We start from the raw sequence: 14,092 nt of genomic DNA on the forward strand, positions 1-14,092 counted from the left end.
CTACTTTGCTCTCACCGCTACGGGTTGAGCCACCCCGCGGCCGCGACCAAACCGTTGCCCGTCACCTGGTGACCGCCCGGATGGCGGTGGGCGACGACGTCCGCGGAGCGCTCGCGCAGGTCGCGGACGAGCGCCTCCGCCGACGCCAGCGGCGCCATCGGATCCTGCTCGCCGTTCGACAGGAAGACCCGCGTACCGGACAGATCGTGCCGCGGCGGCGACGGGAGCGGAGACATCGCCGCGAACAGCGCGGCCTCTCCGACGGCGTCCGGGCGCAGCAGGGTCACCGCGGCGGCGATGTTGGCGCCGTTGGAGAACCCGATGGCGACCAAGCGCCGGTCACCGAGGCCGTACCGCTCGCGCGAGGCGACCACGAAGTCGGCCAGCTGGTTCGCGCGGAAGGCGACGTCCTCGTGATCGAAAACGCCTTCCGCCAGCCGCCGGAACCACCGTGCCGCACCGTGTTCCGACACCGGCCCGGCCGGCGCGAGCAGCGCCGAGGCAGGGCTGAGCTGACGGGCGAGCGGCACGAGATCGTCCGGTCCGCCGCCGGTGCCGTGCAGGAGCAGCAGCACCGGCTCGTCCGGCGACCCTTCGACGTACTTGTGGTCCAAGGTGCTCATCGCGGGTTGTTCTCGCTCGGGAGGTCCAGCTTCGGCAGCATCGCCTCGATGTCCTCGCGTTTCGGCTCCAGCCACGGCGGCAGCTTCAGCGCGCGGCCGAGTTCGAGCAGCGGCTCGTCGATCGCGAACCCTGGCTCGTCGGTCGCGACTTCGAGCAGGGTGCCGCCCGGCTCGCGGAAGTAGATCGAGCGGAAGTACTGGCGGTCCAAAATGGACGTCACGTTCACACCGTCGTCGATCAGTTCGTCGCGCCAAGCGGCCTGGGTCGCCTCGTCCGGCGCGCGCCAGGCGACGTGGTGCACGGTGCCCGACGCCACCAGCCCGCGCGGGGCGTCCGGCGTCACGAGGACGTCGACGAGGGCTCCAGGGCCGCCTTCACCGGCGGAGAACCGCAGGCGGTTGCCCTCCTGGTGCTCGAAGGCCAAGCCGAGGCCGTCGGTCAGCATCCCGGCGGTCGCGTCCTCTTTGGACACCGAGAGCGTGACGGAGTGCAGGCCGCGGATGGCGTGCTCGGCGGGGACGAGCTTCGTGTCCCAAGGGTCGCGCGGGTCGCCCTGCGGATGCGCGACGAGCGCCAGCTTCAGTCCGTCCGGGTCGAGGAAGGTGAGCGTCTCCTCGCCGTCGGAGTTGCGGATCTGGCTGGTCTCGATGCGGCTCTCGGCGAGGTGCTGCTTCCACCACCCGAGCGACGCCTCCGGCACGGAGAACGACGTCGTGGTCGCCTGTCCGGTGCCGTGACGGCCCTTCGGCGCGTCCTTCCACGGGAAGAACGTCATCAGCGAGCCCGGCTTGCCGGACTGGTCGCCGTAGTAGAGGTGGTACGTGCCGGGGTCGTCGAAGTTCACGGTGGTCTTCACCAGCCGCAGGCCGAGGGCCCGGGTGTAGAAGTCCGCGTTGCGCTGGGGATCGCCACCGATGGCGGTGACGTGGTGCAGGCCCGAAGTCTTGATCGACATGGTGCCCTCCTCCGAGGTCCGGTGAACTCAAGCTAACCCGAAAACCTCTCGCGCGCAAGATATATTCCTGGAAGAGTTCCTGGTGTACCCTCGCCCGCGTGACAACGGAACCGAACGACGACGAAGTGGTCACGTGGTGGGGCCTGGTGATAGAGGGCTACCTGGCCACGCAGAACAAGCTGATGGGCGAGATCGCCGAACGCTTCGGCCTGGCGCCGGCGTCGTTCGACATCCTGCTGCGGCTCGTGCGATCACCGGAGCACCGGATGCCGATGACGCGGCTGGCCGTCGAGGCGGCGTTGTCCAGCGGCGGGTTCACCAAGGTCGCGGACCGGCTGGTGGCCGCGGGCCTGATCTGCCGCGTGCCCAGCCCGGACGACCGCCGCGTCACGTTCGCGGCGCTCACCGAGCACGGTCTCGACGTCGCGCAGCAGGCCCGGGAGGCGTGCGCGGAGATCCTGCGGCGCATCGTCCTGGCTCCGCTAGGTGACGACGCGCCCGGTCTCGCCGAGGCCATGCGCACCTTGCGCACGGTCAACGGGTCTTGAACTCCGGTTCTGGCCTCCGCGTTTCGTCCTCTGGTTGCGGTAGTCGCGCGGGCAAGTACCGCGACTAGAGGACCAAATGCGGCGGGGCGGCGGGCGCCCGGACCTCGTACATGTCCCGCACGAGTTCGCGGATGACGTTGCGCCGGATCTTCCCGGTCGCCGTCTTCGGCAGTTCGCCCAGCTCGACGATGCCTCGCGGCCGTTTGAACGACGCCAGCCCGGACCGGCAGAAGTCGATCAGCTCGTCCGCGTCCAGCCGTTCGCCGGGAACGCCGACCACGCACGCGACCGGTTTCTCGATGCCGTCGGCGTCGAAGGCGGCCACGACCGCGACCTCGGCGACCGCCGGATGCTGCAGCAGCCTGTCCTCGACCTCGGCGGGAGACACCCAGATCCCGCCGGGTTTCAGCATGTCGTTGAAGCGCCCGAGACAGGTGTAGCTCCCGTCGGCGTTGCGCACGAAACTGTCGCCCGTCCGCAGCCATTCGCCCTGGAAGACCTGCTTCGTCGTCTCGTACCGCGCCCAGTACCCGGTCGCGATCGACGGCCCGGCGACGTACAGCTCACCGGGTTGCCCGTCCGGCACGGGCTCGCCGTGTTCGTCGCGCAGGGCGACCTCGTAGCCGGGCACCGGCACCCCGGTGCTGCCGGCGCGCACCTGACGCGGCCGGTTGGACAGGAAGATGTGCAACGCCTCCGTCGAGCCGATCCCGTCGATGATCTCGACGCCGAACCGGTCGCGGAACCGTTCGTACAGCACGGCGGACAGTGGTTCCCCCGCCGAAACCGCCTGGCGCACCGAGGCGAACGTGTCGTCCGGGATGTCGCTGGCGAGCAGCGCCGCGTAGAAGGTCGGGACGGCGAAGAACAACGTCGGCCGCTCCGCGCGGGCCCTGGCGGCGATCAGCCCCGGGGTCGGTCTCGCCGGTTCGAGCAGCGCCGTCCCGCCGGCCGCGAGCGGGAAGAACGCCGAATTCCCCAGGCCGTAGGCGAAGAACAGCTTCGGGACGGAAAGGAACCTGTCGTTCGGGCCGGTGTCCAGCACGTCGCGCGCGTACGTCTCGCAGACCGCGCGGATGCCGGCGTGCCGGTGCATCGCGCCCTTCGGCTTGCCCGTCGTCCCCGAGGTGTACAGCCAGAGCGCGGGCGAATCCTCCCAGGTCGGCGCCGGTTCGAAACCGCTCTCGTCCACTGTGGACAGATCGCTCCAGTCGTGCGCGCGGACCCCGGACGGCAGTTCGGCGGCCTTGGCCCTGTCGAGCACGACGTCGGTGACCTCCGGCGCCAGCCCGAGCGCGATCGTCGCCTGCGCGGCGAACTCGCCGGAAACGCACAGGACCCTGGCCCGCGAATCGGCCAGCACCTTGCCGAGGTCCAGCCCGGTGACCATGGTCGACACCGGCACCGCGACCGCTCCGGCCAGCATCGCGCCGAGGATCCCGGTGAGCAGCTCGACGTCGTCGACCATGCAGAACAGGACCCGCTCCTCGGGGCGGACGCCGATCGCCTTCAGTCCCGCCGCGACCCGGCGGGTCTCGGCCGCGAGCCCGGCGTAGGTGAGACTTCGCCGCGGGGACACGACCGCGGCCTTCGCCCCGTGCCCTTCCGCGAGATGCCGGTCGAGCAGGTAGCTCGCCGCGTTGAACCCGGTAGCGGCAGCGGTCACGGGCACACCTTCAATCGGCTCAGCTCAGGTAAACGTATTCGTAATCGAACGGTTTCCCATTGATGCCCTGGCGTGGCGGGGCCACCCAGCTCGCGATCTTTCCTCGCTCGTACACCGGGTGCATCAGCGATCGGACGAAGGTCAGGTCTTCGGGAGTGGGCAGCCACCTGCGTTTGCCGGCCAGCCAGGTCCGCTCGTCGACAACGGTGCCGTCGGGCGTCACATGGTGGCCGGAGTTTATGCCGACTTCGCGGTTGAATCCAGGGTGCGGGAGGACGAATCGGAAGTCGATTCCGGCCTCGTCCAGAATCTTGTTCCAGCGGTTGACCCCGGTCTGGCAGTCGGCGCGGTACTCCTCCCGCAGGTCGAGGTTCAGCAGCAGGATGGCCTGCAGCTCGTCGGTCCCCCAGGTGCCGTCGGCCCTCGGCCGGGGCAGCGATCCCGCGGCGTCGGTGAGCTTGTGGTCGTCCTTGCGGCGGGTCTCCTGCCAGCGGCCTTTGAGCCCGGCGGTGTAGTAGTTCGCCGCGTTGGTCGAGGTCTCACTGCCGAACAGGTCGAGCGAGACGGTGTAGTGGAAGTTGAGGTAACGCTGGATGACCTCCAGCGGGATCCCGCCGTGCCCGGCGATGTCGAAGGTGTCGTGCTCGCGGATCAGTTCGGCACTGCGGGTGACCACCCGGTCGACCCCGGTGGTGCCGACGAACATGTGGTGCGCCTCTTCCTTGAGCATGAATTCACAAGTGCGGGAAAGCGGGTCGAAGCCGCTTTCCTTGAGGGTGCCGAGCTGATATTTGCCATCGCGGTCGGTGAAATAGGTGAACATGTAGAACGCGAGCCAATCCGCGGTCTCTTCGTTGAAGGCGCCGAGGATGCGCGGGGCGTCCGGACTTCCGGAATTCCGGAGCAGGAGACCTTCCGCTTCGTCACGGCCTTCCCGCCCGAAGTAGGCGTGCAGCAGATACACCATCGCCCACAGGTGACGGCCTTCTTCGACGTTGACCTGGAAGAGGTTCCGCAGATCGTAAAGGCTCGGCGCGGTGAGCCCCAGCAGCTTCTGCTGCTCGACCGACGCGGGTTCGGTGTCGCCCTGGATGACGATGAGCCGCTGCAGGTCGGCGCGGTACTCGCCGGGGACCTGCTGCCAGACCGGTTCGCCCTGGTGCTCGCCGAACGTGATCACCCGGTCCGGATCCCGCTCCGCGAGGAAGATCCCCCAGCGGTAGTCGGGCACGTTGACGTGGTCGAAATGCGCCCAGCCGTCCCTGCCGACGCTGACCGCGGTGCGCAGGTACACCCCTTCGGTCCGCAGCGTGGGGCCCATCTCGCCCCACCAGTCCAGGAACTTCGGCTGCCAGCCCTCCAGCGCCCGCTGGAGCCGCCGATCACCGGAAAGATCGACGTTGTTGGGGATCTTGGCGTCGTAATCGATCTTGGTGGACATGGGTTTTCAAACCCGCTTCCTGTCGAAGACGGCCTTCTGACCAGTACCGTAACGACGCAACGCGCCTTCGGGACCGGATGCGTTCGGACGAGTGAAGATCCAGTTCTGCCAGGCGGCCAGGCGGCCGAAGATCTTGCTTTCCAGTGTTTCGGGGCCGACGAACCGGTGGTTCGCCTCCATCCCGCTCAGGGCGTCCGGGCTGAGCGAAGCCCGGCCTTCCAGCGCGATCCGGATCTCGTCCTCCCAGTCGAGGTCGTCCGGGGCGTCGGTGACCAGGCCGAGGTCGTTCGCCTCCGCCGGGCTCAACGGTTTGCCGCGCTCGTCCTCGAGTCTCGTGACGTGGCCCGGGTCGCCGAAGAACCGGGACTCGAGGCGGGACAGGCCGTTGCCCATCGGGAGCCGGCCGAAGTTGGCTTCGGACAACATGATCGACGCGCGTTCTTCGCTGTCTTCGTCGTCGATCGGCGGGCCGTCCAGGATGTACTGCCGGTCCGCGGCGAGCGCGAGTTCCAGCAGAAGCCCGGCGAAGCAGCTGCCGGGTTCGATGAGCGCGATGAGACTGCGGCTGGTGACGTCGAGCCGTTTCAGTGTCCGCTTCCAGTAGTGGACGATTTCGTTGCTCAGGCAGTCTTTCGCGTCGAACACGGCGCGCTCGTGCTCCAGAACCTTCGCGGGATCGCCCTCGGTGCGGAGCACCCACGTGCCGAGCTCGGGTTCGTTGGTGCGCAGACGAAGGATCGCGTCGTCCAGTTCGCGGGTGACGTCCAGCAGCCAGCCGCCGTCGTCTTCAGGCCCCTTGACGGTGATGGTCGCTTCGTCCGGGCTCAGCGAAATGTCGACGTAGCGATGCGTGAGCGGAGTCAGCTCGACACCTTCGCCGTCGAGCCGCTCGCTCGTCCGCGCGAGTTCCTTGGCCCTGGCCAGGACGGCTTCGCGGAACCCCTGCCGCGGCACGAGTTCGTCGACGAGCCGCCAGTCGACGGCCGTCCGCCCCTTCACCCCGTCGGGACGGGTGGCGAAGACGTCGGCGAGATCCCGCCGGACGCCGCGTTTGTCGACCACCCTGGTGAGCCCGCCGGTGCCGGGGAGGACGCCGAGAAGCGGCACCTCCGGCAGCGCGACGGTCGAGGAGTTGTCGTCGACCAGCAGGATCTTTTCGCAGGCCAGCGCGATCTCGTAGCCGCCGCCGGCACAGGTGCCGTTGACCGCGGCGACGTACAGCTGGCCGGAGTGCGCGGTGGCGTCCTCCATGGCGTTGCGGGTCTCGTTGGTGAACTTGCAGAAGTTCACCTTCCACTCGTGCGACGACGACGCCAGCATGCGGATGTTCGCTCCGGCGCAGAAGACGTTGTCCTTCGCGCTGGTCACGATGACCACGCGGACCTCGGGATGCTCGAACCGCAGGCGTTGCGTCGCGTCGTACAACTCGATGTCGACGCCGAGGTCGTACGAGTTGAGCTTGAGCTCGTAACCCGGTACGAGACCCCCGTCGGCGTCGACATCGAGTTCGAGCCACGCGACGTCGCCGCCGGTGGACAGTTTCCAGTGCCGGTAGCCGCCGGGATGACGTTCGAACGTCACCGTTGTGGTCCGCGTCACCCTTCCGATTGTCTACATTGCACTGATTAACGTCAATGTTGTGTAGAAAGTTGGTCAGGCGTGGTCACCCGGTTGAGCTTCGCCGCCGCCCACGTCACGAAGCCCCACAGCAGCAGCGCCGCCGCGGTGTCGGTGTAGATCGTGGCGAACCAGAAGGCCGGGATCTGCGGCACGGCCACGAGGAAGTGACCGAGACTCGCCAGCCCGGACAGCGAGAAGACCATCAGGAACGCGAGTGCCCGCCAGTAGCGTCCGCGCCGGTAGTCGCGGTAACCGAGCAGGCCGATCGTGGTCAGGACGACGTACGCGACGGCGACCAAAGCGGCGACGACGCCGACCGGGAGGCCCTCGACCTGCGGGTAGTCGGCCGCCCTGATCACGTTGTGCGCGTAGTGCAGCGTGGTGGACAACAGCGTGAAGGCGAGGATCAGCCGCAGCGCGGTGAGTCCCCGGTCCTGAAGAGCTTCCATGTTCGCCCCCTTGCGATTTGATAGATCGCTCTAGCGAGAGAGTAGCTCATGGTGGGTGGGAGCTGAAGGGGACTTTCGTCCCGCTCTGTCGCGCCCGAGACCGGCCCTGCGCGTGCAATGAAAGGCCCGTTACTTGCAAAATTTGCAAGTAACGGGCCTTTCATTGCACGCGCGACGGTGCTGGGTGCGGCGCCCCGTCGGCAAGGGCCTCGGAAATGTCGGTGGGGGCGCGTAGAGAAGGAGGAGTGCCCGAAGCCACCGTGCCCCTGATCGGGGTCGAGAACCTGAAGATGCCCGAGTGGGCCACGCCCGACGAGACCGTGGCCGACGCGGGGATGGTCAAGGCCATCCGCGCGCTCCCGTCCGCCGTGGCGATCGTGCTGCGGCTGGCCTGGCGGACGTCGGCGCGGCTGACCCTGCTCGCCGGCGTCGTCCACGTTCTTTCCGGTTGTGTCACGGCGTTCGGCCTGCTGGCGACGGCGAACGTGTTCACCGCGCTGCTGGAGAACGGGCCGACCCCGGACAGGGTGCTGGAATCGCTGCCCGCGCTGGCGATCGTCATCGGCTCGTACGCCTTGCGCGCGCTGCTGGACACGGCGGTGGCCGCGGTCGAGGGCACGCTCCGGCCGCGGGTCGTGACCTCGGCGGGCGACGAGGTCACCGCCGCCATGGTCCGGGTCCGGTTGCTGGCCTTCGAGGACGCCGATTTCCGGGAGCTGGCCAGGCAGGGCGCGCGGGACGGGGTCCGGTCGATCGAGATGAGCCTGCGCTGGATCGCGGATCTGACGTCGGCGCTGATCTCGCTGATCGCCGCGCTGGTGGCGGCGGGCCTGCTGAATCCGTGGCTCGCGCCGGTGCTGCTGCTCGCGGCGGCGGCCGACGGCTGGGCGGCGGCCAAGGTCGCGCGGCTGAACTACCGGCACTATCTCGACACCGTCGGCCGGAACATCCGGAAGAGGATCGTCGAGGAGGTGGCCACCTGGCGCGCCTTCGCCCTCGAACGGCACGCCCTCACGCTGCAGGAGCCGCTGCTGCAGGAGTACCGGCGGATCACCGAAAGCCTGATGCGCAAGGAGGTCCAGCTCGCGCATCGCAGCAACCTGGTCCGACTGACCGGGCGCGCGGCGGCCGGGCTGGGCACCGCGATCGCGTATCTGGTGCTCGGTCTCCTGCTCTACAGCGGGCAGATGGAACTCGCCCTCGCCGGGACGGCCGCGCTCGCCATGCGGACGGCGTCGAACTCGCTGTCCGTCACGATGCGCGCGGTGAACGCCATGTACGAGGAGTCGTTCTACATCGCCTTCTTCCAGCGGCTGCTGCTGGAATCCGCAAAACGCAGCCCGGTGAAGGACGGGGTCGTCGCACCGCCGGATCCGGCGGAGATCCGGCTGGAGAACGTCAGTTTCACCTACCCCGGCCAGGAAAACCCCGCGCTGCGCGAGGTTTCGCTGACCATCCGGCGCGGCGAGGTGATCGCCCTCGTCGGCGAGAACGGCTCGGGCAAGACCACGCTGGGCAAACTGCTCACCGGGCTGTACCCGCCTTCCGACGGGAAGGTCTTCTGGGACGACGTCGATCTCGCGGACGCCGATCACGAATCGGTGCACGCGAACATCGCCGTGATCGCGCAGGATCCCGCCGAATGGCCGATGACCGCGGAGCACAACGTGACCGTCGGCAGACTGGGCCGGGAAGACCCGGAACGCGCCGCCTGGCACGACGCGATCACCTCCTCCGGCGCCGACGAGGTGATCGAATCCCTGCCCGCCAAGGAGAAAACGGTGCTGTCCAAGAAGTTCAACGACGGCCAGGACCTTTCGGGCGGGCAATGGCAGCGGATGGGCATCGCACGCGGGATCTACCGTGACGCCGCCGTCCTCGTCGCCGACGAGCCGACGGCCGCGCTCGACGCGAAGGCCGAGGCACGGGTCTTCGCCGGGCTGCGGCACGCGAGCGCGTCCGGAGCGGGCAGGCGCACGACGATCCTGGTGACCCACCGGCTGGCCAACATCCGCTCGGTGGACCGGATCCTGGTACTGGAGAAAGGGCGGCTGATCGAGCAGGGCACGCACGCCGAACTCATCGAGGAAGGAGGGCTCTACCACGAGCTCTACGAGATCCAGGCTCGCGCGTATCGCGGTGAGTAGTCACACTGTCCTGATGCCGGAGACAATCGCCGAAGTGAACGGCATCGAGCTGTGTCACGAGACGTTCGGTCCGCCGGACGGCAAGCCGTTGCTGATGATCATGGGCCTGGCCTCGCAGATGATCTGGTGGGACGACGAACTCTGCGAGCACCTCGCGGCCGAGGGGTTCTTCGTCATCCGCTACGACAACCGGGACGCCGGCCGCTCCACCCGGATGGCCGGACGCGCGAGCCTGCCACTGGCGTACACCCTGCGCACGGCACCGTACTCACTGAAGGACATGGCGGACGACGCCGCCGGGCTGCTGGACGAACTCGGCATCGAGAGCGCTCACGTCGTGGGCGCGTCGATGGGCGGGATGGTCGCACAGACCCTCGCCATCGAGCATCCGTCGCGGGTGCGCTCGCTGACGTCGATCATGTCGACCACCGGGAACCGGTTCGTCGGACGGCCGAGCGCCAAGGCGATGGCGATGCTGCTTTCGGCTCCGCCGCGGAATCGCGAGCAGTACGTCGACTACCTGGTGCGCACGTTCCGCGTCATCGGCTCGCCGGGTTATCCCTTCGACGAGGCCCGGATGCGTGAGCGCGCGGAACGGTCCTTCGACCGCGGCGTCAATCCCGGCGGGACCGCCCGGCAGCTGGCCGCGATCCTGTCGAGCCGGGATCGCTTCCGCGCCCTGCGCAAGGTCGAGGTGCCCGCTCTCGTCGTGCACGGCGCGAAGGATCCGCTCGTGCACGTTTCCGGCGGACGGGCGACAGCGCGTGCGCTGCGGGAGTCCGAATCGGACATCGTCCCCGGCATGGGACACGACCTCCCGCGCGCGATCTGGCCGCGGCTGGTGCGCGGTCTGGTCCGGACGGCGGCCCGCGCCGACTTCAAGACCCGGCGAGCGTGATCGAACCCAGATGCGAGAAATGCGCCGCCACCCGTGATCCCGGGCGCAGCTCGACGGCGTCGGTCATCCCTCCGGTGAGCACGATCCAGCCCGGTTCCAGCGCGAGCCCGCGCGCGCCAAGGGTGTTGGCCGCGAGCGCCAGTGCTTCCGCCGGATGCCCCTGCACGGCGGCACCGGTGGCGGTGTCGACGATGGCACCGTCGACCTCCAGAAGCGCCGCCTCCAGCGAAAGATCCACTGTGGACGGATCTACGCCGACGGGACCCAACGTGAAGTACGCGGAGAAACCGTTGTCCGCCACGGCGTCCGGCAGCTTGAAGCGGTAGTCGCGATATCGACTGTCGATGATCTCGACGCCGCCGTACACCCGGTCCACCGCCGCCATCGCGGTCGCCGCGGTCACACCGGGACCCGCGAGTCTTTTGCCCAGCACGAAAACCAGCTCGGGCTCCGCGCGCGGGTGGATCAGCGACGGCACCGGGACACCGGCGGGCAGGACCATCGCGTCGGTCAGCCACGCGAGCAACGGCGAGTCGACCCCCATGCTCTGCCGCATCGCCCGCGACGTCATGCCCAGCTTGACGCCGACGACCGTCTCGCCCCGCGCCCGCCGGAGCCGCAACGCCTCGTCCTGGATCGCGTACGCGGTATCGACGTCCAAAGCAGGCCACTCGTCTGTCAGCGGCTCGCGTTCTTCCCCGGACAGCAGCGCTTCCGCCGCCTCCCGCACACCAAGGCTCACGCCCGCTCCTCCCCGGAGAACTTCGCGGTGACACTGCCGAGCCCCGCCATCGTCGCGACGACGGTGTCGCCGGGGCTCACCGGGATCGCGCGCGTCATCGAGCCCGGCAGCACGACATGCCCCGGCTCCAGCGCGACACCGAGCGGCCCGACCGTGTTCGCGAGCCACACCAGCGCGTTCACCGGCGAACCGAGGACGGCGCCGCCGGCTCCGGTGGCCGCGAGCTCGCCGTTCTGGTGCAGGTTGCACCCCACCAGCCGCAGGTCGAGGTCGCCGATGGCGGTCGGCCTGCTGCCGAGGACGACGCCACCGGAGGACGCGTTGTCCGCGATGGTGTCGACGATGCTGATCTTCCAGTCCTGGATGCGGGAATCGACGATCTCCAGCGCCGGGACGACGAAGTCCACCGCCCGCAGCGCGTCCGCCACCGTGACGCCGGGGCCGCGCAACCGCGAGCCGAGCACGAACGCGATCTCCGGTTCGATCTTCGGCTGCAGGAAGTCGCCGATCGGGATCGGCTGGTGTTCGAGGTGGAACATCGAGCCGGTCAAGTGGCCGTAGTCGGGCTGGTCGACGCCCATCTGCCGCTGCATCGCGGCGGACGCGAGACCGACCTTGTGCCCGCGGACGCCGTCGCCGCGTTCGGTCCAGTGGCGGACGAGCCGCTGCTGGATGCGGTACGCGTCCTCGAGGGTCGCGGCCGGATACGTCTCGATCAGGGGCGCGATCGGCTTGCCGGTCTCGTACGCGCTGAGCAGCGCGGCCGCGGCCTCCTGCAGCGTGCTGGCGTCCATGGGCTCCTTCCGACAGCCGAACTCTGCCCCCTCGTCTTGGCCCGCACAAGGTGCCCGTTCCACTGGCCGGTACGACCAGATTAGGCCGAAAGTGTCTTGCGCGGCCGCGATCTTCACCTAGCCTGCTCCCATGTCCGATTGGACGCTCTCGCGGGCGAAGACCAGGATCGACCGTCGTGAGGAGCTCGACGAGCTCACCGCGCGCATCCGGTACGAGGTGCGCGTGCACCTCAACGAACCCACATCGCACAACGCGTACGACGAGCTGACCGACATCTTCGCGATCGGGCACGCGGAGTGTTCGGCGCTGCTCAAGCACCGTCGCGTCCTCCCGCTGTGGGAGCGGCTGCTGCTGACGCGCTACACCCGCCGCCTGTACGGCAAGGCGATCTCGGCGACCGTCGGTGACCTCCCCGCCGACGCGGGGCCGGCGCCCGCGGCCGCGTTCGGCCCGGAGATCGCGTCCCTGACCCCGGATTCCGGCGACACCGGCGCGAAGTACGACATGCAGGGCCGCGGCCTGGTCAACGTCTTCCGGATCGCCGCCGGGAGGCACGGCGAGAACTGGCCGGATCGCCACGACGTCGCGACGACGTCCGCGCACAGCGTCCTGACCTGTTCCGCGGTCTTCCTCCGCCGCCGCGCCTGGCACGTCGTCTGGCCGGTGTACCGGGTGCGCGGCCTGCGGCTGTGGAAGCTCTAGGAATTCCCGCGCGCCCGGGATGGTTGAACCCGGTATGACCGATCGCGCCACCGAGATCCTCGCCGGATCGAAGACGATCGCCGTCGTGGGGCTGAGCCGCGATCCGGCCAAGGCCTCGCACGGGGTCGCGGCCGTGCTGCAGGCACACGGCTTCCGGATCATCCCCGTCCACCCTTCGGCCGACGAGCTGCTCGGCGAAAAGGTCTACCGCTCGCTGACCGACATCCCCGAGCCCGTCGACATCGTCGACGTCTTCCGCCCGTCCGCCGACACCCCGCCGATCGCCGAACAGGCCGTCGCGATCGGCGCGAAGGCGCTCTGGCTCCAGCAGGGCATCACCTCCGCCGAGTCCCGCCGGATCGCCGAAGAAGGCGGCTTGGACTACGTCGAAGACCGCTGCACCGCGGTCGTCCGAGCGGTCGCGAACCTCTCGGTCCGTTAGAAACACACTCCGGGCCGAACCCCTCGCCGTCTTTCCGGCGAGGGGTTCTTTCATATCCGTGAATAGAAAATGGCCCCTGAACTCATACACCCAATCGGAACCGTCGAAGGGATTGGTCCAAACCGGTGATCTTGACCGCAAGGCCCCGAGCTGGGAAAACTTGTCCGGTCGACAGTTTGTTAAGAAACCTTCCCAACGTTGGACCGAACTGTTAACGTCCGAATCCGCTTAGCGGCAACCGGTACCGGCCATCGGTACCCCGGTCCAACGGAGGGCGATGTGGGCACACCACGGGGCCTGGATTCCAGTGGCACACTCGAGCGCGGACTCGCGGTTCTCGAGCATGTAGGCCAGAACCAGGAGATTTCCACCAATGCGATCGCCAGGCAACTGGGTCTCTCCCGGAGCGCCGCCTACCGCATCGTCGGCACCCTCAAGAACCTCGAATACCTCGAAGCCGATCGCGCCACCGGCCGCGTGCGGCTCGGCACCCGGCTGGTCGAACTCGGCGCCCGCGCGATGGCGGCGACCGATCTCCACCGCTGCGCGCCGCGCTATCTCGCGTCGCTCGCCGAGCGGAGCGGCGAGACGACGTACCTCGCCGTCCCGGACAACGACACGATGGTCTACGTCGCCACCGAACGCAGCGCCAACGCCGTCACCCTGGCCTGCCGCCTCGGCACGCGACGCCCGCAGCACGCGACGTCGCTCGGCAAGGCGTGGCTGGCGGCACTGCCCGAACAGGACCGCGTCGAACGCATCCGCCGGATGAAACTCGACAGCCTCACGCTCAAGACGATCAACGACCCGGCCCGGCTGCTCGACGACCTGGCCAGGACGAGCCGTCGCGGCTGGGCCGTGGACGAGGTCGAAAACGAGCCGGACGTCGGCTGCGTGGCCGCCGCCGTCCGCGACCACACCGGACGGCCGATCGCCGCGATCAGCATCGCGGGCCCCGCGGGCCGCGTGCTCCGCCGCACCGACGAACTGGGCGCGACAGTGGCCGGAACCGCCGCCGCACTGTCGCTCCGGCTGGGGTACGTCCGCGCGCAAAGGGGCTGAG

General features: G+C 68.8%; 14 protein-coding genes. 6 read left to right on the top strand and 8 right to left on the bottom strand.

Translation table 11 applies throughout. The annotated features are described in order from the left end of the window. Positions 1–17: 17 nt before the first annotated feature. Complete coding sequence (locus tag BKN51_RS30810) at positions 18–623, bottom strand: alpha/beta hydrolase (RefSeq protein ID WP_101610974.1); 606 nt, start codon at positions 621–623, stop codon at positions 18–20. Further along, complete coding sequence (locus tag BKN51_RS30815; protein ID WP_101610975.1) at positions 620–1,579, bottom strand: ring-cleaving dioxygenase; 960 nt, start codon at positions 1,577–1,579, stop codon at positions 620–622. Before BKN51_RS30815 ends, BKN51_RS30810 begins: the two co-directional genes overlap by 4 nt. A gap of 98 nt (positions 1,580–1,677) precedes the next feature. On the opposite strand from BKN51_RS30815, the gene BKN51_RS30820 reads away from it, so the two are divergent. Further along, positions 1,678–2,127, top strand: coding sequence for a MarR family winged helix-turn-helix transcriptional regulator (locus BKN51_RS30820; protein ID WP_101610976.1), 450 nt, complete (start codon positions 1,678–1,680; stop codon positions 2,125–2,127). Between the two features lie 64 nt (positions 2,128–2,191). On the opposite strand, the gene BKN51_RS30825 is transcribed toward BKN51_RS30820, so the two are convergent. Genes BKN51_RS30825 through BKN51_RS30840 form a run of 4 tightly spaced genes read right to left on the bottom strand, consistent with a single transcriptional unit; the run spans position 2,192 to position 7,303 of the window. After that, the gene (locus BKN51_RS30825; protein WP_101610977.1) at positions 2,192–3,793 is read right to left on the bottom strand and encodes a benzoate-CoA ligase family protein; all 1,602 of its coding nucleotides are present in this window, start codon (positions 3,791–3,793) and stop codon (positions 2,192–2,194) included. Positions 3,794–3,812: 19 nt separating this feature from the next. After that, on the bottom strand, positions 3,813–5,234 hold the full coding sequence (gene boxB / locus BKN51_RS30830) for a benzoyl-CoA 2,3-epoxidase subunit BoxB (protein WP_101610978.1): 1,422 nt from the start codon (positions 5,232–5,234) through the stop codon (positions 3,813–3,815). Between the two features lie 6 nt (positions 5,235–5,240). Next, the gene (gene boxC / locus BKN51_RS30835; RefSeq protein WP_101610979.1) at positions 5,241–6,833 is read right to left on the bottom strand and encodes a 2,3-epoxybenzoyl-CoA dihydrolase; all 1,593 of its coding nucleotides are present in this window, start codon (positions 6,831–6,833) and stop codon (positions 5,241–5,243) included. Positions 6,834–6,865: 32 nt separating this feature from the next. Next, positions 6,866–7,303: a hypothetical protein gene (locus BKN51_RS30840; RefSeq protein ID WP_101610980.1), complete on the bottom strand. Its 438-nt coding sequence runs from the start codon at positions 7,301–7,303 to the stop codon at positions 6,866–6,868. 245 nt (positions 7,304–7,548) lie between these two features. Here BKN51_RS30840 and BKN51_RS30845 point away from each other — a divergent pair, with 245 nt between their 5' ends. After that, a complete protein-coding gene (locus BKN51_RS30845; RefSeq protein WP_168214423.1) occupies positions 7,549–9,450 on the top strand; it encodes an ABC transporter ATP-binding protein in 1,902 nt (633 codons plus the stop codon). A gap of 13 nt (positions 9,451–9,463) precedes the next feature. Further along, positions 9,464–10,348, top strand: coding sequence for an alpha/beta fold hydrolase (locus BKN51_RS30850; RefSeq protein WP_101610982.1), 885 nt, complete (start codon positions 9,464–9,466; stop codon positions 10,346–10,348). Here BKN51_RS30850 and BKN51_RS30855 read toward each other — a convergent pair. Both BKN51_RS30855 and BKN51_RS30860 read right to left on the bottom strand, forming a co-directional pair. Next, a complete protein-coding gene (locus tag BKN51_RS30855) occupies positions 10,329–11,090 on the bottom strand; it encodes a 2-keto-4-pentenoate hydratase (RefSeq protein ID WP_168214424.1) in 762 nt (253 codons plus the stop codon). The genes BKN51_RS30850 and BKN51_RS30855 overlap by 20 nt on opposite strands. Further along, complete coding sequence (locus tag BKN51_RS30860; RefSeq protein WP_101610983.1) at positions 11,087–11,884, bottom strand: 2-keto-4-pentenoate hydratase; 798 nt, start codon at positions 11,882–11,884, stop codon at positions 11,087–11,089. Before BKN51_RS30860 ends, BKN51_RS30855 begins: the two co-directional genes overlap by 4 nt. Positions 11,885–12,014: 130 nt before the next feature. Here BKN51_RS30860 and BKN51_RS30865 point away from each other — a divergent pair, with 130 nt between their 5' ends. The 3 genes from BKN51_RS30865 (at position 12,015) to BKN51_RS30875 (ending at position 14,091) form a co-directional block, all read left to right on the top strand. After that, positions 12,015–12,587: a hypothetical protein gene (locus tag BKN51_RS30865; RefSeq protein WP_101610984.1), complete on the top strand. Its 573-nt coding sequence runs from the start codon at positions 12,015–12,017 to the stop codon at positions 12,585–12,587. A gap of 34 nt (positions 12,588–12,621) precedes the next feature. After that, positions 12,622–13,029 (top strand): CoA-binding protein, encoded by a 408-nt coding sequence (locus tag BKN51_RS30870; protein WP_101610985.1) that lies wholly within the window; start codon positions 12,622–12,624, stop codon positions 13,027–13,029. Positions 13,030–13,308: 279 nt separating this feature from the next. Beyond that, positions 13,309–14,091 (top strand): IclR family transcriptional regulator, encoded by a 783-nt coding sequence (locus tag BKN51_RS30875; RefSeq protein ID WP_101610986.1) that lies wholly within the window; start codon positions 13,309–13,311, stop codon positions 14,089–14,091. Position 14,092: the final 1 nt, after the last annotated feature.

Origin of the sequence: Amycolatopsis sp. BJA-103, assembly GCF_002849735.1 — a bacterium.
Taxonomy (GTDB): domain Bacteria; phylum Actinomycetota; class Actinomycetes; order Mycobacteriales; family Pseudonocardiaceae; genus Amycolatopsis.